Origin of the sequence: Mycobacterium sp. E2497, assembly GCF_001668695.1 — a bacterium.
In the GTDB taxonomy this organism is placed as follows: domain Bacteria; phylum Actinomycetota; class Actinomycetes; order Mycobacteriales; family Mycobacteriaceae; genus Mycobacterium.
On record NZ_LZKD01000062.1, the window covers coordinates 1 to 20698 of the forward strand.

The following is a 20698-nucleotide window of genomic DNA, read 5'->3' on the forward strand; positions in this document are numbered from 1 at the left end:
GTGGACACGCTCTTGGCGAACTCGATCGGCTGGCGCGCGTGGCGGCGCCAGTAGGAGGCGTCCAGCTGCGCGGTCCTCCTCGAGGTGGGCGCGCAACCGGTGCTTACCGCCGCCGCCCTGCGGGCGTGGCCCGATCCGGCCACCGCGCCCCGCGCGATCGCCTCGCTGCGCCGGAACGGCGCCGACCACCGCCAGATCACCGAAGCCCTTGCCAACGCCTACATCTGCGGCCACCTGCCGGCCTTCGGCGCTCTGCAACCGGAACCCACGCGCAAGCTTGACCTGCCCACCTATCCGTTCCAGCATCGCCAGTACTGGTTTCGCGACAAGGACGCCCCGGCCACCGCGTCCGTCGCCGAAACCGCCGCCGCGCGCACCGAAGCGGTCCGGCTTCTCGAGGACGGCCGGATCGAGGAACTCGCCGCGCTGCTCGACGGTCCGAACGCCGAGCGGCAGACCGCCGACGTGCTGGCCAGGCTTGCCGCACAACACAACCAGCAGCGTGAGACCCAAACCATCGCGGACGCTCGTTACGAGATCCGCTGGGAGAAAAGCGCTGTCGCGGCCGCCCTCGCGGGCGCGGGCTCCGAGTGGCTGCTGATCAGCGATGACACCGCGGCGGTCGCGCCGCTGGTCGACGCGCTGAGCGCCCAGGGCCAGCCGTTTCGGATCGTCGGGCTGCCCGTGTCGGACGCCGACGAGGAACGGCTCGAAGCGGAGCTACGCGCAACGGCGGCAGGCGAATCGACGCCGCGGATCCTGAACTGCGCCGCGCTCGAAGGGGATACGGCGCCGTCGATGCGCTCACTGCTGCGGATGCAACACCGCGTCCTGAGCGGAACACGTCGACTCTTCCGCGCCGCGGCCGCAGCGGAACTGCGCGCCCCCGTCTGGTTGATCACCCGCGGTGCGCAACGCGTCACCGACGCCGACACCGTGTCGCCGGCGCAATCCTGTCTGTGGGGATTCGGGCGCGCCGCCTCCCTGGAACACCCACAGCTGTGGGGCGGGCTGGCAGACCTGTCCCAAGGCGGCGCCGACGACTGGAGCCGGCTGATCGGTCAGGTCGTGGCCGGACCGCGGGACGAAGATCAAATCGCGCTCAGAGACGGCGGCATCTTCGTTCCCCGGCTGACCCGGCGTTCGGGGCTGCCGACCGCGGCGCCGCTCGTATTGCGTGATGGGGCAACTTATCTGGTGACCGGCGGGCTGGGCGGCGTCGGATTGGAAGTCGCCGGGTACCTGGCCGACCGCGGCGCGCGCCACCTGGTGCTGACCAGCCGGCGGGCGCCCAGTGCTGCGGCGCAGCAGCGCGTCGATGCCATCCGGGAAAGGTCGGATTGTGAAATCCGGGTCATCGCGGCCGATGTCGCCGATCCGCACGACGTCGCCCGCCTACTGGCCACGGTCGAGGCACAACTGCCGCCGCTGGCGGGCATCGTCCACGCCGCGGGCGAGATGGGCACCACGCCGCTGCGGGCCGTGGACGACGCCGAAGTCGATCGCGTGTTCGCGGGCAAGGTCTGGGGCGCTTGGAATTTGAGCGAGGCTGCCGCCGAGCTGCCACTGGACTTCTTCCTGAGCACCTCCTCGATCGCCTCGGTCTGGGGCAGCTTCGGCCAGACCGCCTACGGCGCGGCCAACGCCTTCCTCGACGGATTGTCCTGGCGGCTGCGTGAGCAGGACGTGCCGGCGGTCAGCGTCAACTTCGGCCCGTGGGCGGCCGGGATGGCCGACGAGGAGGCCCGTGCGCGCCTGGAGCAGCGCGGGGTCCGCACACTGCCACCCGCAGACGCGTTGGCCGGAATGGCCGACCTCGTCGCGACTTCCGCCGCGCACGGGGTGGTGGCCCGGATCGACTGGGCCCGCTTCCTGCCGCTCTATCAGCAGGCGGGCCGGCGGGCATTCCTGGACGAGTTGGCCGGGGAGCTGCCCGAGTCGGTGCCGGTGCCGTCGTCGTCCGGGAACACCCGGCTGGTCGAACAGCTCACCCACGCCCCGGTGCAGCAGCGGAAGAAGCTGCTGGTGGACTACCTGCGCGACGTCGTCGCCGAGGTGACACGGATCGACGCGGCGGAGATTCGCGAGGAGGCCGGGTTCTTCGACCTCGGCATGGATTCGCTGATGGCCGTCGAGTTACGCCGCCGGGTCGAGCACGCGGTGGGCAGGGAACTGCCGGCCACCCTCGCGATGGACTATCCGCGGGTGGCCGACGTGGCGCTCTACCTGCTCGACGACGTCCTGGGTCTCAACGCGCAGGCGGCCGCCAAGGCGGATGCCCGGCCGGCGTCGGTGACGACCGGGCCCGCCGACGAGCCCATCGCGATCGTCGCGGTGGCATGCCGCTTTCCGGCCTCGCCCGACCCCGAAGGCTATTGGGAGGTGCTGTCCGGCGGTGTCGACGCGATCCGGGAGATCCCGGATGACCGCTTCGATATCGACGAGTACTACGACCCGGACCCGGAGACGCCGGGCAAGATCTACAGCCGCAGCGGCGGATTCCTGGATGGGATCGCCGGATTCGATCCCGAGTTCTTCGGGATCTCCCCGCGGGAGGCCGTGTGGATAGATCCGCAGCAGCGGCTGATGCTCGAAATCGCTTGGGAGGGACTGGAACGGGCCGGGTATTCGCCGGCCGCGTTGCGGGGCAGCCGAAGCGGCATCTTCGTGGGCGTGGCCGCCAACGAGTATTCGCACCTGTTGTCGCGAGACTCGGTCGAGAGCATCGAGGCGCACTTCATCACCGGCAACGCGCTCAACGCGATCGCCGGTCGAGTCGCCTTCGCGCTCGGGCTGGAAGGGCCGGCCGTGGCGGTCGACACCGCGTGCAGCTCGTCGCTGGTCGCCGTGCATCAGGCCTGCCAGGCATTGCACTCCGGCGACTGCGATCTGGCGCTGGCCGGCGGTGTCAACGTGCTGCTGAGCCCGGCATCCATCGTCGCCGCCTCGCGAGCCAGGATGCTCTCGCCCGACGGACGGTGCAAGACCTTCGACGCCGCCGCCGACGGCTACGTGCGCAGCGAAGGCTGCGGAATTCTCGTGCTCAAGCGGCTGAGCGATGCGCAACGCAACGGCGACCGCATCTGTGCGGTCATCCGGGGCAGCGCGGTCAATCAGGACGGCGCGTCCAGCGGTCTGACCGTGCCCAATGGTGGTGCACAGCAACGGCTTATCTCCGCGGCGCTGGCCCGCGCCGGGGTGAGCGGGGGAGAGGTCGATTACCTCGAGGCGCATGGCACCGGCACCTCACTCGGTGACCCGATCGAGGTGCAGGCCGCCGCGGCCGTCTACGGCGCCGACCGGGATCCGGGCCGGCCCCTGCTGATCGGATCGGCGAAGACCAACCTCGGCCACCTCGAGTCGGCCGCCGGCGTCGCGGGTCTGATCAAGGTCGTGCTGTCGTTGCAGCACGAGGTGCTGCCGCAGAACTTGCACTTCAAGAATCCGTCGCCGCACATTCCGTGGGACTCCCTGCCGGTGCGGGTCGTCGACAGGGCGACGCCCTGGCAGGCCAACGGCCGGCCGCGCCGGGCCGGGGTGAGCTCGTTCGGGTTCACCGGAACGAACGCTCACGTTCTGATCGAGGAGGCGCCACCGGAAACGGTGACCGCCGACCCGGCGGACGGCCTTGCGGTGACACCGGCGCCGGACGCCTCAACCGAACGCGTCGGCGTGTTCCCCATGTCGGCGCGCTCACCGCAGGCGTTGGTGGCGTTGGCGCAGCGATACGGGTCCTGGCTGGACTCGCACCCCGACGTCGACATCGCCGATGTCTGCTTCACCGCCGGGGTCGGCCGTGCGCACTTCGAACACCGCGCCGCGCTGGTCGTGGATTCGGCGCGGGGCGCCCGCGAGATGCTGGACGAGTTGGCCGAGAACCGTTTGCGACCGGGTGTGGTCCGGGGCGAGTGCGGCGACCCACCGAAGACGGCGTGGTTGTTCACCGGGCAGGGCAGCCAGTACCCGGGGATGGCCCGCGAGCTGTTCGACTCCGAGCCGGTATTCGCCGAGACCGTGACGCGGTGCGCGGAAGCGGTCGACGGCATGCTGCCGCGCCCGCTGTTGGAGGTTCTGTTCGACACCGACCGCGACGCCGCAGAGACGTTGCAGCACACGTCGTTTGCGCAGCCGGCGCTCTTCGCCATCGAGATGGGCCTGGCCCGGTTGTGGCAGTCGTGGGGCATCGAGCCCGACGTCGTCCTCGGGCACAGCGTCGGCCAGTACGCGGCGGCGTGTGTGGCCGACGTGTTCAGCCTCGAGGACGGTGCGCGGCTGATGGCCGAACGCGGGCGGCTGTTCGGCAGCCTGCCCGAGGGTGGCCGGATGGTGGCGGTGTTCGCCGACCCCGAGCACGTGGAGGACGCCGCCAAGCGGTTCTCCCGGGTTTCGGTCGCCGCCTACAACGGCCGCAATACGGTGTTGTCGGGTCCGGGTACCGATTTGGAACAGATCGTCACGGCCTTCAGCGATGACGGGATCCGCTGCACCTGGCTGGACACCAGCCACGCCTTCCACTCCGAGTTGCTCGAGCCGGTGCTCGACGAATTCGAGGCGTACGCGACGCGGCTGCAGTTCGCCACCCCGACCCGCCCGCTGGTGTGCAACCGCACCGGCGCGGTGCTGACCGCGGAAACCCCGCTGGACGCGCAGTATTGGCGGCGGCATTCCCGCCAGCCGGTGCAGTTCACCGAGAGCGTGCGCACGGTGGCGGCGCTGGGCTGCTCGGTGCTGATGGAGATCGGTCCGCAACCGATCCTGACCGCGTCCGCGGTGCAGGCGTGGCCGGAACACTCGGCGGCGCCACGCGCGATCGCCTCCCTGCGCAAGGGCGCCGGCGCCCGGCGTCAGATCTCCGGTGCGCTGGCGGCGGCCTATGTCGCCGGGCACCGGCCCGAGTTCGCCACGGTCCACCAGCGACCCGGTCGCAGACTCGACCTGCCCACCTATCCGTTCCAGCGCCGCCACTTCTGGCCCAAGGCGTCCGGTATCGCCGGCGTCGACGGTCCGGGCGCCGCCGTGTCCGGAATCCTCGGCAGCGAAAAGGATCTGGCCTCCGGTGATGTCGTGTACACCAGTCGGCTGTCCGTCAAATCGCAGCCGTGGCTGTCCCACCACGTCATCTATGGCACCGTTGTCGTTCCCGGAGCGACCTACGCGGCGATGGCCCTTGCCGCGGTCGGGACGCCGGCTCAGGTCCAAAACGTCTTCTTCTACGAACCGATCATCTTGCCCGACAAGAGTTCTCGCGAGGTGCAGCTGACCTTGCATCCGTCCGAGGATCGTGGTGGCTGGACCTTCCAGGTGCACAGCCGTCCCTATGGCGTCCGCGACGCGGAATGGTCGCTGAACGCCGACGGCACCGTCGTCACCGGAGGCGCCGACGTCGAATACGAGCCGGTGGATTCCGTTGACGCCGCGGTCGAACGGTTGAACCGTACCCGCCCCCAGCAGCTGTTCGACACCTTCGCCGACATGGAACTGGCCTGGGGCCCCACGTGGTCCACCTCCTTGAAATCGCTGTGGGTGGGCGAGGGCGAGGCGATCGGCGACGTCGTCGTCGGTGAAGAACTCGCCGAACACCTGGGCGGCGAGCCGGTCCACCCGGTACTGCTCGACCTGTGCACCGGCGTCGCCTTCCCGGCGTTTCCCGCGCTTCTCGCGGCGACCGAGCAGGGAGCGGTCCCCGACCTGTTTCTGCCGCTGCGCTATGGGCGGGTGATGCTCGCCGAGCGGATGCCGCGGCGGTTCTACTGCCGGGCCAAGTGGCGCGCCGGCGGCATGGAGAGCGAAACACAGGTCTTCGACCTTGATTTCGTGGATCGCGATGGCCGCCACCTGGGCGGGATACGCGAGTTCACCGTCAAACGCGCGCCCCGCGAAGCGTTGCTGCGCGGACTTGGCGGCGATGTCGCCCGGCTGCTGTACACCCTCGGCTGGCACGAGGTGCCCGCACCGGCGTCGAGCACCGGCAAGGGCCAGGGCGAAAAGGACCGCGGCACTTGGCTGGTCGCCGGATTCGACGAGCTGGCGGCCGAACTGCCGGGTTGCATTCCGTCCACCGCGGCCATGGGACAGCGGGACTGGCAGCAGCTGTTCGCCCAAGCGCGGGAGAACGGCGCGCCGATCACCGGCGTCGTCTGGCGCGGCAGCGGTCGACCGGGCGCGGAGGAGTCGAGCGACGAGTTCGCCGCCCGGCTGGAGACGGACATCGGCAATCTGCTGGGCGCCGTGCACACGCTGCTGGCCGAAGAGTCGGTGAAACTGCCCGGCGGACTGTGGATCATCACCGAACGGGCCGTGGCGACCGAATCCGGTGAGCGGGTCGACCCGGTGCAGGCCGCGCTGTGGGGGCTGGGACGCACCATCATCTCCGAGCAGCCGACGCTGCGCTGCAGGCTGATCGATCACGACGGATCCGACGAGGCCGTGCACGCGCTGGGCGGGCTGCTCGGCGCGCCCGACACGTTTCTGGAAGAACCCGAAGTCGCACTGCGGCAAGGGAAGTTCCTGGCGTCCAGGCTGCTGCCCTGGGCGCGCAGCGGTCATCTGGCCGTACCGCGCACGGGCGACTACGTGCTGGCGCCGACCGAACGCGGCGCGATCGACAACCTGCATCTCGCCGAGACGGAGGTCCCGTCGCCGGAACCCGGCCAGGTTCAGATCCGGGTGGAGGCCGCCGGTCTCAACTTCCGGGATGTGCTCAACGTGCTGGGCCTCTACCCGGGCGATCCGGGGCTGATCGGCGGCGACTTCTCCGGCATCGTCACCGAAATAGGCCAGGGTGTGGCCGGATTCGAGGTCGGCGAGCGTGTCTTCGGCTTCATGCAGGGGGCCTTCGCCAGCCGGATCAACGTGCCCGCCCAACTGCTGGCGCCGGTACCGCACGAGCTGGGTGCGGTGGCGGCGGCCACCATTCCGGCGGCCGCCCTCACCGTGCGACTCGCCTTCGACTGGGCGCAACTCAAGCCCGGTGACCGCGTGCTCATCCACGCCGCCAGCGGTGGCGTCGGACTGGCCGCCATCCAGATGGCGCAGCAGCAGGGCGCGATCGTCTTCGCCACCGCCAGCACCTACAAACGGGCGACGCTGCGCAAGCTGGGTGTGAAGTACGTATACGACTCGCGCACGACGGAGTTCGCTGACCAAATCCTCGCGGACACCGACGGGGCGGGCGTCGACGTGGTGCTCAACAGCCTTACCAACGAAGGCTTTGTGGAAGCGACCGTGCGGGCCACCGCCCGCAATGGCCGGTTCGCCGAGATCGCCAAGCGAGACATCTGGACGCATGCGCAGATGGCGGCGGCCCGTCCCGACATCGCCTACGAGGTCGTTGCGCTGGACGGCACGATCGTGCAAGACCCGGAGCGCATCCGGCGATTGCTGGGCGAAGTGTCCGACGGGTTGGGCGACGGCGAGTGGGCGCCGCTGCCCGCCGAGATCTACCCGTTGACCGAGGCGAAGACCGCGTTTCGCCGCATGCAGCAGGCGCGGCACATCGGCAAGATCGTGCTGCAGATGCCGAGCCCGCTGCAGCCGCAGGGCGATCGGAGCTACCTGATCACCGGCGGCCTCGGCGCGCTCGGCCTGCACACCGCGTCCTACCTGGCCCAACTCGGTGCCGGCGACATCGTGCTGACCAGCCGCCGCGCGCCCGACGCGGACGCGCAACAGGCGATCGCCGCCATCACCGAGCGCTACCGGTGCCGGATCCACACCTTTGCGGCCGATATCGGCGACGAGGACGAGGTCGAGGAACTGCTGGAGCGGATCCGGGCGGAGTTGCCGCCGCTGGCGGGCGTCGTGCACCTGGCGGGCGTGCTCGATGACGCGCTGCTGCCGCAGCAAAGCGTCGACCGCTTCCGGACGACCCTGCTGCCAAAGGCGTTGGGGTCCTGGAACCTGCACCGGCTGACCAGAAAAGACGAACTCGAATTCTTCATCGTCTACTCGTCGATTTCCAGCGTGCTCGGTTCACCCGGGCAGTCCAACTACGCGACGGCCAACGCGCTGCTCGACGGGCTGGTCGCGGAGCGCAGGGCGCAAGGCCTGCCCGCCACCAGTGTGAACTTCGGTCCGTGGGCGCAGGGCGGCATGGCCGCGTCGGAGGCGGCGCGTGCCAATCTCGGTGCGCAGGGCCTGGTTTCGATGGAACCCTCCGCGGCGCTCAACGCGCTCGGTGAGATCGTCGCGCACGGCACGGGCCAGGCGACCGTCATCAAAGCCAATTGGCAGCGCGCCGCGAAGATGCTGGGTGGTGCTCGCCCACCGATTCTCGACCACTTGTTGCCGAGCGACGCCGCGACCGCGCCCGGCGACAGCGAGTTGCTCAAGAAGCTGCACGAGGTCCCGGAGGCGGAGCGGGTCAGTTTCCTGACGGAGTTCCTGCAGCAGGAGGTGCAGCAATTCCTGCGGCTCGCACAGCCGCCGGCCGCGACGAGCCGGTTCCTGGACCTGGGTACCGACTCGCTGATGGCGGTCGAGCTCCGCAATCGGTTGTACGGTCAGTTCGGTGGCGCGTTCACCATCAGCGCCACAGCGGTTTTCGACTATCCGACGATCGGCGCGCTCGCCGAGTACCTGGCCGGTCAGATGCCCGAGGTGGTACAGGCGTCGGGGGCGCGCGGCGCGGAGCCCGGCGGTGCGGCAGGACCCGCATGAGCGGACAACCGGTCGGCGTGCGCCGCGGCGTCAGTCGCTGATATCGAAACCGGCGATGACCTTGGTCGGGCGCAGGCGCACCACCAGTTCGCCGGGCGCGGAGTTGCGGCGGCCGAACTCCTCGGCGCGGTCGGCGCCCATGTACCGCGCGCCGGTGCGGGTGGCGATGTCGAGCACGTCGGCCGGATCCTCGCTCACCGTCGCCACGCCCTGCACCTGGACGAACGAGTAGGGCGGGTGGGGATCGTCGACGCACATCACCACTCGCGGATCACGATGCAGGGCACGGCCTTTCGAAGTGTCACGGCCGGTGTTGAACGCCAGCTGTCCCTCGTCTACGACGAACCACACCGGCGCGACCAGCGGCCGGCCGTCGGCGGCAACGTAACCGAGCATGCCCGTACGGGTGCCGGCTGACAGGAACTCGACAACCCTCTGCGAGAGCGTGGCGGGCGCGGCCATGACTAGAGACGGGCCAGGTCGTAGTCGCCGATGTGGTCGATCAGGTTGTGCAGGTGGTCGCCGGATGTGCCGAGCGTGTGCTCGATCGCGGTGAGCCGGGCGGCATAGTGGGCGACCGGGTATTCCGCGGTCACACCGATGCCGCCGTGCAGCTGGATCGACTCCTGGGCGATGTGCCGGCCCGAGCGGCCGATCTGCAGCTTGGCCCGCGAGGCGATCACCGGATCGATGTTGCCGTCCGAGATCGACATCGACGCGTACATGCTCATGCTGCGCGCCAGTTCGAGCGACACGTACATGTCGGCCGCCCGCTGGGTGAGCGCCTGGAATTTGTTGAGCGTGACGCCGAACTGCTTGCGGGTCTTGAGGTAGTCGGTGGTCAGTCGCAGCGCTTCCTCCATCGCCCCGACCGCTTCGGCGCACAGCGCCGCCTGGATGCGGATGATGGCGTCGCGGATCGCCTGCGACGCGTCAGCCGCTTCGCCCAGGGGCTCCGCGGGTGTGGCGTCCAAGTCGATCTGCGCGCCGCGTTGTCCGTCGAAGGTCCGGTACGGGTGACGGGTAACGGCGCTTGCGTCGACCAGGAACAGCCCCGTGCCGCCGTTCGGTAACGCGGCGCTGACCACCAGGGTGTCGGCGCAGTCGCCGGCGAGCACCGGGTTCTTGCGTCCGCTCAGCGCCCACGAATCGCCTTGCCGCACAGCCTTGGTGCCCACGTCCGCGGTCGGGGCGCGGTGGCCCGGTTCCAGGTGGGCGAAGGCCAGCAGGCGTTGGCCGCCGGCGACGTCGTCGAGTTGTTCCTTCTGAGCATCCGTGCCCAACTCGGCGATCAGCGCGCCCGGTGCGAGCGCGGCGTGCAGGATCGGCTCGGGGGCCAGCCGGCGCCCCGCCTCGACGAGCACGACCATGATCTCGATCTGGCCCGCCTCCTCCGGGTCGAAGCCGAGGCCGAGGATCCCGGTGTCGGCGAGCTGACTCCATACCTCGCGGCTCCAGCCCAGGTCAGAGCCGATCACCTTGTTGCGGCTCTCCGGGTCGTAGCTGCGTGAGAGCAGTTCGCGGGTGGTGTCGCGGAGCAGTGTCTGCTCGTCGGTCAACTGAAAGTCCATGGCTGCCTCACAATCCCAGAATGGTGGACGCGATGATGTTGCGCTGCACCTCGTTGCTGCCGCCGTAGATCGACGTCTTGCGGTAGTTGAGGTAGTGCGGCGCACTGTGTTGCGCCCAGTCCGGAGACGCGATGCCTTCCCCGTCGGCGGGCAGCGCGTCGGGCCCGGCCACCTCGACGAGCAGTTCGGTGGCGATCTGCTGCAGTTGGCTGCCGCGGAGTTTGAGCACCGACGACGCCGGATTGGGCTGCCCGTTCGCGGAATCGGTGACCACGCGCGACTGCGTGAGTTCCAGTGCCAACAGCTCGTTTTCGGCTTCGGCGAGCCGGGCCGCGAACAGCGGATCCTCCAGCACGCCGGCCGCCGCGGCGTGCTTCTTCACCTCGGCCAAGCGCACCTTGGTCCGCCCGACGCCGGCGATGCCGGTCCGTTCGTTGCCGAGCAGGAACTTCGCGTACGTCCAGCCCTTGTTCTCTTCTCCCACAAGCTGATTGGCGGGCACGCGGACGTCTTCGAAGAAGATCTCGTTCACCTCGTGGCCGCCGTCGATCGTCTTGATGGGCCGCAGGGTGATGCCCGGCGTCTTCATGTCGAACAGCAGAAACGAGATGCCGGCCTGACGCTTGGGCGCCTGCGGGTCGGTGCGCACCAGGCAGAAGATCCAGTCCGCGTACTGGCCGAGCGTGGTCCAGGTCTTCTGGCCGTTGACGATGTAGCTGTCGCCATCCCGCACCGCGGTGGTGCGCAGCGACGCCAGGTCCGAACCGGCCTCAGGCTCGGAAAAGCCTTGGCACCACCAGATGTCGAGGCTGGCGGTCGGCGGCAGGAAGCGTTCTTTGACCTCCTCCGAACCGAATTCGGCGATCACCGGGCCCACCATCTTGGTGTTGAAGTTCAGCGGCTCCGGGACGCACGCCAGTTGCATCTCGTCAGCCCAGATCTGGTGCTGGGTGGGCGTCCACTCCTTGCCGCCCCACTCGACGGGCCAGTTCGGTACCGCCAGGCCGTGCTCGTGCAGGATCTTGTGGCTGGTGACGATGTCGTCGTGGTTCACTTCCGCCGCACCCCGGCGCACCCGCTCGCGCACCTCTTCGGGGATCTTGGTGGTGTAGATGGTGCGGAGCTCGTCGCGGAACGCGGCTTCCTCCGGTGTGAGCGCCAGTTGCACGGCGGCCTCCTGTCATCTGGGGTGAACGTGGCCACCAGCGTCGGAGGGCCCGGTTCTGGCGATGCCGTTCTTGGCTCCATCTTGACCCATTCCCCGCAGCCGTTGTCCACAGCCTCGGTTTAGTCCACAGTCTCGGGCCTTGCCGTCGCCGGTCGGGGCCGAGCCGACGGTTGGCGCACCTACGGTCGGCGCATGCGAACAGAACTTCCCGCCGAGCGTTTGCAGCGGAGACTCGGCGCCGAGCCGGACGCCGAGCCCGACGCCGCGGAGTCGACGCCAGCCGGGCAGTCGGCCGACGAGGACCAGAATTCGCTGTTGCCGCGCTGGCTGCCCGCCGCATCCCCGGAGCGCGGCTGGCTGGCCAGGCTGCGTGCCGACCCGGGGCGCGCCGGCGCGATCGGCCTGGCGATCGTGGCGGCGCTGGCCGTGCTCGTCACGATATTCACGCTGCTGAGGGATCGGCCCGCGCCGGTGATGTCGGCCAAACTGCCGCCGGTGGAGAAGGCGGCGACGGTGAGTCCCAAGTCGTCCGCCGGCCCGAGTGCCGGCCCCGACCGGCCCGTGGTGGTGAGCGTGGTGGGCCTGGTGCACAATCCCGGGCTGGTCACCCTGGCGCCCGGGGCGCGCGTCGCCGACGCGCTGCAGGCCGCCGGCGGCGCCGTCACCGGGGCGGACACCATCGGACTGAACATGGCGCGCCCGCTCGGTGACGGCGAGCAGATCGTCGTCGGGCTCGCCCCGACCCCCGGGCAGCCGGCGGCGTTGGGAAGCTCGGTGGCGTCCGGCCCCACACCGACGTCGAAGCCACCGCGGCAGGGGGCCGGACCGGCGAGGCCGAAGGCGGGCGAGGTGCTCGACCTCAACACCGCGAGCGCGGAGGATTTGGACGCCCTGCCCGGCGTCGGGCCGGTCACGGCCGCCGCGATCGTCGCCTGGCGGCAGACGAACGGCAAGTTCACCAGCGTGGACCAGCTCGCCGAGGTCGACGGCATCGGTCCGGCGAGGCTGGAGAAGTTGCGCGCCCTGGTCCGTGTCTGAGACCCGTGGACGGTTCCGGCCTCGTCGAAGAGGGCGCGGCGCGCGTCGACGCCCGCCTGGTGCCGGCCGCGGTCACCTGCTGGGTGGTGACCGCCGCGGGGATCTGGTGGCCGATCGGCCGGGTGGTGGCGGCGTGTTGCGTCGCGTTGGCCGCCGCCTCCGGCGCGCTGGCGTGGTACGCCGCGCACGGTCGGCGGGGCGCAACCGGACCGTTGCGAGCCGTCGGCACCGGCCTGGCCGCGGCCGGGGTCATCGGCGCCGGGTTCGGGTTCGCGGTCGCGCTGCGTGCGGAAGCGGTCGATCGCCACCCGATCACCGCGGCGTTCGGGACGGCCGCCCCGGTGACGGTCACACCCACCGAGAGCCCGGTCTCGCTGAGCCGCGGCCGGCTCATGTTTCGCGCCACGCTGCAGCGGCTGCGCGACGCGCCGATTTCCGGTCGCGTCGTGGTCTTCGCGCGCGCGTCGGACTTCGAATCGGAAGCCGACGGACTGATGGTGGGCCGGCCGGTGCGATTCACCGCGCGGATCGGCCGCCCGACCCGCCGCGATCTCACCGTTGCGGTGCTCAACGCGTCGGGCCGGCCTGCCCTGGGCACCGCCGGCGCCGTGCAGCGGGCCGCCCACACGGTGCGCGGCCGGTTCGCCGCCGCCGTTCGCGGCGCGCTGCCGGCCGAGCTGGCGGCGATGCTGCCCGCCCTGGTCCTGGGTGACACCTCGGCGGTCACCGCCGACACCGACCGCGACTTCCGCGCGGCGGGCATGACGCACCTGATGGCGGTGTCGGGTGCCAACGTGACCATCGTGTGTGCGGCCGTGCTGTTCTCGGCGCGCTTGATCGGCCCTCGGGCGGCCGTCGTCCTCGCCGGACTGACACTCGTAGCGTTCGTCGTTCTGGTGCAGCCGACGGCGAGCGTGTTGCGCGCGGCCGTGATGGGCGCGATCGCGCTGGCCGGGATGCTGTTCTCGCGGCGGCGCCAGGCCATCCCCGCGCTCAGCGCCACGGTGCTGGTCTTGCTGGCGATGGCCCCGCAGCTGGCCGTCGACGTGGGCTTCGCGCTGTCGGTGGTCGCGACGGCCGCGCTGGTCGTCATCGCGCCGGTCTGGTCACGGCGCCTGGTGAGCCGGGGCTGCCCCGGGCCGCTCGCCGACGCCCTGGCGATCGCCGCGGCCGCACACGTGGTGACCGCCCCGCTGGTGGCGGGTATCTCCGGGCGAGTCAGCCTGGTCGCAGTCGGCGCCAACCTCGCGGCGGCCCCGGCGATCGCGCCGATCACCGTGCTCGGCAGCGCGGCGGCAGTGTTGAGCGTGCCGTGGCCGGCCGGCGCCCAGCTGTTGATCCGTTTCACCGGCCCCGAACTGTGGTGGGTGGTGCGGGTGGCGCACTGGTCGGCCGGCGCGCCGGCGGCGACGGTGCCCGTTCCGGCCGGGGTGCCCGGAGTGCTGCTGGTCGCGGGGGCAACTGCGCTGATCGTCGTCGCGGTCACCCGGCTGCGCGGGCGCCGCCGGTCCGGCGCCGCCGCCCGGGTGGCCGCATTGACGGCTGTGCTCTGCGCGCTGGCCTGGTGGTTGTCGACGGCCCTGGATCCTCAGAGCGGCGTAGTCGGTCCGCCGTGACACCATCGTGGGGTGAGCGAGGATTCGCCGTTGCACCTGGTCCTGGGTGACGAGGAGTTGCTGGTCGAGCGGGCGGTGGCCGACGTGTTGCGGGCGGCGCGCCGGCGGGCCGGTTCGCAGAACGAGGCCGACGTCCCCGTCAGCCGCATGCGGGCGGGTGACGTCAGCACCTACGAGCTCGCCGAACTCCTGAGCCCGTCGCTGTTCGGTGATGAGCGCATCGTCGTGCTGGAGGCCGCCGGGGAAGCGGGCAAGGAGGCGGCCGCGGTGATCGCCGCCGCCGCGGCGGACGTCCCGCTGGGCACGATGCTGGTGGTCGTGCATTCGGGCGGCGGGCGCGCCAAGGCGCTGGCCACCGAGCTGCAGTCGCTCGGTGCCGTCGTGCACCCCTGCGCGCGGATCACCAAGGCCAGCGAGCGAATCGACTTCGTCCGCAAGGAGTTCCGCGCGCTGCGGGTCAAGGTGGACGAGGACACCGTGACCGCGATGCTGGACGCGGTCGGCTCCGACGTGCGGGAGCTCGCGGCGGCCTGTTCGCAGTTGGTCGCCGACACCGGCGGGGTCGTCGATGCCGCCGCGGTCCGCCGCTACCACAGCGGCAAGGCCGAGGTGAAGGGGTTCGACATCGCCGACAAGGCGGTGGCCGGTGACGTCGCGGGCGCCGCCGAGGCGCTGCGGTGGGCGATGATGCGGGGCGAGCCGCTGGTGGTGCTGGCCGACGCGCTCGCGGAAGCGATCCACACGATCGGCCGGGTCGGCCCGCTGTCGGGCGATCCTTATCGGCTGGCCTCGCAGCTGGGGATGCCCCCCTGGCGGGTACAGAAGGCCCAGAAGCAGGCGCGGTATTGGTCGCGCGAGAGTGTTGCGGCGGCGATGAAGGTGGTGGCGATGCTCAACGCCAACGTCAAAGGAGCGGCGGCGGACGCCGACTACGCGTTGGAGTCGGCGGTCAGGACGGTGGCCGAGCTGGCCGCCCACCGGGGCCGGTGAGCGCGGGCCGGGCTCAGAGCTTGTTGAGCGCCCGGGCCAGGGCCGACTTCTTGTTGGCCGCCTGATTCTTGTGGATCACGCCCTTGCTGGCGGCCTTGTCCAGCTTGCGGGTGGTCGCCGCAAGCAACGCGGTGGCCTTCTCTTTGTCGCCGGCGTGGGTGGCCTCGCGGAACGCACGCACAGCGGTGCGCAGCGAAGACTTCACCGACTTGTTGCGCAGGCGAGCGCGCTCGTTGGTGCGGTTGCGCTTCTGCTGCGACTTGATGTTGGCCACGCTTGTAAGTTCCTTCTTCGATTCGACGTTTGTTTGGGTGCCGGATATCACCACAGCGACTGCCCAGGTTATCAGTCGGTTACGTTTTCTCCCAAAACGGGAACCCGTGGCCTGCCCTAACGTCAATTTGAGGCAGCATCTGAAAAGTGAGTCTTCCGAGCCAGCTTGAGGAAAACAGGCGGGGGTTGCGTGCTGCGCGCGCCGAGCGGATCTTCGGCGGGTACAACACGTCGTCGGACATCTATTCGATGGCCTTCGACGAGATGTTCGACGCACAGGGCGCCGTCCGGGGCCCCTACAAGGGCATCTACGCCGAGCTCGCGCCGTCGGACGCCTCGGAGCTCAAGGCGCGCGCGGAGGCCCTGGGCCGCGCATTCCTCGACCAGGGCATCACGTTCTCGCTGTCGGGCCAGGAGCGGCCGTTTCCGCTCGACCTGGTCCCGCGGGTGATCTCGGCCGCCGAGTGGAGCCGGTTGGAGCGTGGCATCATCCAGCGCGTCAAGGCGCTCGAGATGTATCTCGACGACATCTACGGCGATCAGGAGATCCTGAACGACGACATCATTCCCCGCCGGCTGATCACCTCCTGCGAGCATTTCCACCGCCAGGCGATGGGCATCGTCCCGCCCAACGGCGTCCGCATCCACGTCGCCGGCATCGACCTGATCCGCGACGAGAAGGGCAATTTCCGTGTCCTCGAGGACAACCTGCGCTCGCCGTCGGGCGTCTCGTATGTCATGGAGAATCGGCGGACCATGGCGCGGGTCTTCCCGAACCTGTTCGCCACGCACCGGGTGCGCGCGGTCGACGACTACGCCTCGCACCTGCTGCGGGCCCTGCGCAACTCCGCGGCCACCAACGAGGCCGACCCGACGGTGGTGGTGCTGACCCCCGGGGTGTACAACTCGGCCTACTTCGAGCACTCGCTGCTGGCCCGGCAGATGGGCGTCGAGCTGGTCGAAGGTCGCGACCTGTTCTGCCGGGACAACCAGGTCTACATGCGCACCACCGACGGCGAGGTGCAGGTCGACGTCATCTACCGGCGCATCGATGACGCCTTCTTGGATCCGCTGCAGTTCCGCGCCGACTCGGTGCTGGGGGTGGCCGGCCTGGTCAACGCCGCGCGCGCCGGCAACGTGGTCGTCTCCAGCGCGATCGGCAACGGTGTGGGTGACGACAAGCTCGTCTACACCTACGTGCCCACCATGATCGAGTACTACCTGGGGGAGAAGCCGCTGCTGGCCAACGTCGAGACGTATCGGTGCTGGCTCGACGACGAACGCGAAGAGGTGCTGGACCGGATCGACGAGTTGGTGCTCAAGCCGGTCGAGGGGTCCGGCGGCTACGGCATCGTGTTCGGGCCGGAAGCATCCGACAAAGAGCTGGCCGCCGTGGCCAAGAAGATCCGCGACGACCCGCGCAGCTGGATCGCCCAGCCGATGATGGAGCTCTCGACAGTGCCGACGCAGATCGGGAACACCCTGGCGCCCCGGTACGTCGACCTGCGGCCCTTCGCGGTGAACGACGGCGACGACGTGTGGGTGCTGCCCGGCGGGCTGACCCGGGTGGCTCTGGTCGAGGGCTCCCGGGTGGTCAACTCCAGCCAGGGCGGTGGCTCGAAGGACACCTGGGTGCTGGCATCGCGGGGCTCGGACAGCGACCGGGAGCTCGGCGCGGCCGAAGTGGTGCGCTCGCTGCCGGAGTCCATTCCCGACCCGGCGCTCGACGGCGGGCAGCGGATGTCGCAAACACAGTCGCAACTCACGGAGTTGCCCCAGGAACAGCAGCTCCAGCAGCAACAGCGGCGGGGGAGGCGCTGATGCTGGCCCGCAATGCCGAGGCGCTGTTCTGGATCGGGCGCTACGTCGAGCGCGCCGACGACACGGCGCGCATTCTCGACGTGGTCCTGCACCAGCTGCTAGAGGATTCCAGCGTCGACCCCGACCAGGCGTCCCGCCTGCTGCTGCGGGTGCTCGGCATCGATCCCCCCACCCACGACCTCGACGTGTGGTCGTTGACCGACCTGGTGGCCTTCAGCACCAACGCATCCGGGGGTTCGTCGATCGTCGACGCCATCACGGCGGCGCGCGAAAACGCCAAGTCCGCCCGGGAGGTGACGTCCAGCGAGATCTGGGAGTGCCTGAACACCACCTACCATGCCCTGCCCGAACGCGAGCGCGCCGCCAAACGCCTTGGGCCACATGAATTCCTGGCGTACATCGAGGGCCGGGCAGCGATGTTCGCCGGGCTGGCCGACTCGACGCTGTCGCGCGACGACGGCTATCGCTTCATGGTGCTGGGCCGCGCGATCGAGCGGGTCGACATGACGGTGCGGCTGCTGCTGTCCCGGGTGGGCGACAGCGCGTCGTCGCCGGCATGGGTGACGCTGTTGCGCTCCGCGGGCGCGCACGACACCTACCTGCGCACCTACCGCGGCGTGCTGGACGCCGGCCGGGTCGTCGAATTCATGATGCTCGACCGGCTTTTCCCGCGGTCGGTGTTCTATTCGCTGCGGCTGGCCGAACACAACCTCGACGAGCTGCTGCACAATCGGCAGAGCCGGATCGGGGCGACGGGGGAGGCGCAGCGGCTGCTTGGCCAGGCCCGCAGCGAACTGGAATTCGTGCAGCCCGGTGTGCTGCTGGAGTCCTTGGAATTCCGCCTGGCCGGGCTGCAGCGAACCTGTCACGAGGTAGGAGAAGCATTGTCGGTCCAGTACTTTCACGTCACCCCCTGGGTGGCGTGGTCCGACGCCGGCGATCGGACCCGGCTGGTCGGCCGGCCGGGGGACAACTGATGTGGCGGCTGCGGGTGGTGCACACCACCGGTTACGCATACCAGTCGGCGGTCACCGCCTCCTACAACGAAGCGCGGCTGACCCCGCGGTCGAACTCCAGGCAGAACGTCATCCTCAATCGCGTCGAAACCATCCCCGCGACGCGGTCCTATCGCTACGTCGACTATTGGGGCACGGCCGTAACGGCTTTCGATCTGCACGCGCCGCACTCCGACCTCACGGTGACGTCCTCCTCGGTGGTCGAAACGGAGGGGCCCGAACCGCCGGTGACCGACGTCGACTGGAGCGAACTGCGGTCGGAGGCGGTGATCGATCGGTTCGACGAATTGCTACGTCCCACCGCGCACACCCCGGCGAGCAAGAAGGTCGGGTCGGTGGCGAAAAAGATCGTCAAATCCCACCGGCCCGTAGAGGCCGTCGCCGCCGCGGCCCATTGGGTGCGCGGCGAGCTCGAATATCTTCCGGGAACCACCAGCGTGCACTCGTCGGGACTGGACGCGTTGAACGAGGGCAGGGGCGTCTGCCAGGACTTCGTCCACCTGTCGCTGATGTTGTTGCGGGCCATGGGGATTCCCGCGCACTATGTGTCGGGTTACCTGCATCCCAAGCGCAACGCCGTCATCGGCGACACCGTCGACGGGCGCAGCCACGCCTGGATCCAGGCCTGGACGGGCGGCTGGTGGAGCTATGACCCGACCAACGAAACCGAGATCTCCGAGCAGTACGTCAGCGTAGGTGCCGGTCGCGACTACACCGACGTGCCTCCGCTCAAGGGCATCTACTCCGGTCAGGGGGCGACCGATCTCGACGTCGTCGTGGAGGTCACCCGGCTGGCGTAGCCCGGCGCAGCGACCTCCCGAATGACCGTCAAGGCGCGTCGATTTCGACGCGGTGCAGGTCGTCGCCCAGCTCGATCCGCCCGCCGAACTCCGAGGCCGCCAACGCCCGCCACTGTTCTTCTTGGCCCGGCACCAGCGCCGGCACGTAGTGGGTCATGACCAGGGTGCCGACTCCCGCGCGCGCCGCCGTCGCCGCCGCTTCCTGGACCGACGAGTGGTAGTCGCAGATGTCCTGGAGCCGCTGTTGCGGGATGTTGCCGACGATGTCCTTGCGGATCACGGTGTGCACCAGCGCGCCGGCGCCCGCCGCCAGCTGGTCGAGGCCGGCGCAGGGCACCGTGTCCCCGGCCAGCACCACCGACGCGGCCCCGTAGTCGATTCGGAACCCGACGGTCGGCGCGACCGGCCGGTGATCGGTCGGGGCCACGCGGATCGACACCCCGTCGCGGTCCCACACCATCCCCTCCGTGCATTCGTGGACCTCGACCGCCGGCGGGGCGTTCAGGTCGGCGTGATGGGCGATCCGGTACTCGATGTCGTGGCGGAACGCGTGCAGCGTCGCGTCCACCGTCTCCGCGGTCCCGGGCGGTCCGATGATCGGCAGCGGTGCGGGATCCGGTGCGAAGGTGCTGATCCACCGGGTGATGAGCAGATCGCCCAGATCCCCGATGTGGTCGCTGTGGAAATGGGTGATCAGCAGCGCCGACAATCCGGCCGCGCCCACACCCACCGCCGCCGCGCGCTGCAACACGCCACGCCCGCAGTCCACCAGGAAAACCTGGCCGCCGGCGCGCACCAGCGTCGACGGCCCGGCACGGTTCGGGTCGGGGATCGGGCTCCCGGTTCCCAGCAGCGTGATCTCGATCATGGCCCCTATCTTGCAAGCCCGGGCGCGCGGCGGCAGCTCAATCGGGCGATCCGGGCCGACGCGGCCCCGGGGTGGTTTCGAACGACGACGTCAGGGTATGGACACGGATCGGCCACCGGTTCTCGTCGCGGCTTTTGCGCCGCGCAAGTTAGCCGTAGCCTGATGTGAAGCGGATCACAACCGGCTTGGAGGCCTTGATGCGGATTGCAGACGTCTTGCGGAACAAGGGCGCGGCGGTGGTGACCATCAACCCCGAGGCGACGGTCAAAGAGCTGCTCGCGGGCCTCGCCGAGCAGAACATCGGGGCCATGGTGGTGGTCGGCGACGAGGGCGTCGTCGGCATCGTCTCCGAGCGTGACGTGGTGCGCCAGCTGCACACCCATGGCGCCAGCGTGCTGTCGCGGCCGGTCTCCAAGATCATGACCGCCACCGTCGCCACGTGCACCAAAGCCGACACGGTCGACTCCCTGAGCGTGCTGATGACCAAGAACCGGGTGCGCCACGTGCCGGTGCTCGACGTGCCCGAAGAGAGCATTCGCCGCGAGGGCGCGATCCTGGACCGGGAGATCTTCGACGTCATCGCCGAGCGGCTGCGGGCGGACTACGCCTGGAGCTAAGACTCCCGCCGAACGTGTAACCACGGCGAAAAAAGGGCCGAATCTTCGCCCTGAGTGCACGTTCGGCGAACCGGCGGGTCAGCCCTGGGTGATGTAGGAATGCAGCTGCTGCTGCTCGGCCTCGAGCTCTTCCATGCGGGTCTTCACCACATCGCCGATGCTGACGATGCCGATCAGCTTCTTGCCGTCGAGCACCGGCACGTGGCGCACCCGGTTCTTGGTCATCAGCACGCTCAGGGAGTCGACCGTGTCGGCTTTGGTG

13 protein-coding genes and 1 pseudogene are annotated in these 20698 nt (G+C 69.8%); 8 read left to right on the top strand and 6 right to left on the bottom strand.

Annotation, left to right across the window (positions count from 1 at the left end; all coding sequences use genetic code 11):
• Positions 1–63: 63 nt before the first annotated feature.
• Positions 64–8658 (top strand): annotated as a pseudogene (locus A5713_RS04815) (SDR family NAD(P)-dependent oxidoreductase); the annotation flags it as partial.
• Positions 8659–8688: 30 nt separating this feature from the next.
• Here the strand turns inward: A5713_RS04815 and A5713_RS04820 are convergent.
• Genes A5713_RS04820 through A5713_RS04830 form a run of 3 tightly spaced genes read right to left on the bottom strand, consistent with a single transcriptional unit; the run spans position 8689 to position 11397 of the window.
• Positions 8689–9120, bottom strand: coding sequence for a PPOX class F420-dependent oxidoreductase (locus A5713_RS04820; RefSeq protein ID WP_068093089.1), 432 nt, complete (start codon positions 9118–9120; stop codon positions 8689–8691).
• A gap of 2 nt (positions 9121–9122) precedes the next feature.
• Complete coding sequence (locus A5713_RS04825; protein ID WP_068093092.1) at positions 9123–10229, bottom strand: acyl-CoA dehydrogenase family protein; 1107 nt, start codon at positions 10227–10229, stop codon at positions 9123–9125.
• Positions 10230–10236: 7 nt separating this feature from the next.
• A complete protein-coding gene (locus A5713_RS04830; RefSeq protein ID WP_068093093.1) occupies positions 10237–11397 on the bottom strand; it encodes an acyl-CoA dehydrogenase family protein in 1161 nt (386 codons plus the stop codon).
• Positions 11398–11589: 192 nt separating this feature from the next.
• Here A5713_RS04830 and A5713_RS04835 point away from each other — a divergent pair, with 192 nt between their 5' ends.
• The 3 genes from A5713_RS04835 to holA are packed head-to-tail and all read left to right on the top strand — an operon-like array spanning position 11590 to position 15041.
• Complete coding sequence (locus A5713_RS04835; protein WP_068093096.1) at positions 11590–12435, top strand: ComEA family DNA-binding protein; 846 nt, start codon at positions 11590–11592, stop codon at positions 12433–12435.
• Positions 12436–12440: 5 nt separating this feature from the next.
• Positions 12441–14051 carry a ComEC/Rec2 family competence protein gene (locus A5713_RS04840; RefSeq protein ID WP_068093100.1) on the top strand — a complete coding sequence of 537 codons (1611 nt, stop codon included), beginning with the start codon at positions 12441–12443 and terminating at the stop codon, positions 14049–14051.
• A 30-nt stretch (positions 14052–14081) separates the two neighbouring features.
• Positions 14082–15041, top strand: a complete 960-nt coding sequence (gene holA / locus A5713_RS04845; RefSeq protein ID WP_156751752.1) for a DNA polymerase III subunit delta — start codon at positions 14082–14084, stop codon at positions 15039–15041.
• A 13-nt stretch (positions 15042–15054) separates the two neighbouring features.
• Here holA and rpsT read toward each other — a convergent pair whose 3' ends face one another.
• Complete coding sequence (rpsT, locus tag A5713_RS04850; RefSeq protein WP_068093105.1) at positions 15055–15315, bottom strand: 30S ribosomal protein S20; 261 nt, start codon at positions 15313–15315, stop codon at positions 15055–15057.
• A gap of 146 nt (positions 15316–15461) precedes the next feature.
• Here rpsT and A5713_RS04855 point away from each other — a divergent pair, with 146 nt between their 5' ends.
• The 3 genes from A5713_RS04855 to A5713_RS04865 are packed head-to-tail and all read left to right on the top strand — an operon-like array spanning position 15462 to position 18951.
• Positions 15462–17135 carry a circularly permuted type 2 ATP-grasp protein gene (locus tag A5713_RS04855; protein ID WP_068093108.1) on the top strand — a complete coding sequence of 558 codons (1674 nt, stop codon included), beginning with the start codon at positions 15462–15464 and terminating at the stop codon, positions 17133–17135.
• Positions 17135–18112, top strand: a complete 978-nt coding sequence (locus tag A5713_RS04860) for an alpha-E domain-containing protein (protein ID WP_067918730.1) — start codon at positions 17135–17137, stop codon at positions 18110–18112. The genes A5713_RS04855 and A5713_RS04860 overlap by 1 nt, the downstream gene beginning before the upstream one ends.
• Complete coding sequence (locus A5713_RS04865; protein ID WP_067918728.1) at positions 18112–18951, top strand: transglutaminase family protein; 840 nt, start codon at positions 18112–18114, stop codon at positions 18949–18951. The genes A5713_RS04860 and A5713_RS04865 overlap by 1 nt, the downstream gene beginning before the upstream one ends.
• A 28-nt stretch (positions 18952–18979) precedes the next feature.
• On the opposite strand, the gene A5713_RS04870 is transcribed toward A5713_RS04865, so the two are convergent.
• Complete coding sequence (locus A5713_RS04870; protein WP_068093112.1) at positions 18980–19819, bottom strand: ribonuclease Z; 840 nt, start codon at positions 19817–19819, stop codon at positions 18980–18982.
• A 197-nt stretch (positions 19820–20016) separates the two neighbouring features.
• Between A5713_RS04870 and A5713_RS29610 the strand changes: the two genes are divergently transcribed.
• Positions 20017–20436 carry a CBS domain-containing protein gene (locus A5713_RS29610; RefSeq protein WP_068093116.1) on the top strand — a complete coding sequence of 140 codons (420 nt, stop codon included), beginning with the start codon at positions 20017–20019 and terminating at the stop codon, positions 20434–20436.
• 78 nt (positions 20437–20514) lie between these two features.
• Here the strand turns inward: A5713_RS29610 and A5713_RS04880 are convergent.
• The coding region (locus tag A5713_RS04880; protein ID WP_156751751.1) for a CBS domain-containing protein at positions 20515–20698 on the bottom strand (184 nt) is incomplete at its 5' end.

Coding starts and splice junctions, on each gene's coding strand:
- A5713_RS29610 (WP_068093116.1), top strand. CDS start 20,017: ATGCGGATTGCAGACGTCTTGCGGAACAAGGGCGCGGCGGTGGTGACC.
- A5713_RS04870 (WP_068093112.1), bottom strand. CDS start 19,819: ATGATCGAGATCACGCTGCTGGGAACCGGGAGCCCGATCCCCGACCCG.
- A5713_RS04860 (WP_067918730.1), top strand. CDS start 17,135: ATGCTGGCCCGCAATGCCGAGGCGCTGTTCTGGATCGGGCGCTACGTC.
- A5713_RS04865 (WP_067918728.1), top strand. CDS start 18,112: ATGTGGCGGCTGCGGGTGGTGCACACCACCGGTTACGCATACCAGTCG.
- A5713_RS04835 (WP_068093096.1), top strand. CDS start 11,590: ATGCGAACAGAACTTCCCGCCGAGCGTTTGCAGCGGAGACTCGGCGCC.
- A5713_RS04820 (WP_068093089.1), bottom strand. CDS start 9,120: ATGGCCGCGCCCGCCACGCTCTCGCAGAGGGTTGTCGAGTTCCTGTCA.
- A5713_RS04825 (WP_068093092.1), bottom strand. CDS start 10,229: ATGGACTTTCAGTTGACCGACGAGCAGACACTGCTCCGCGACACCACC.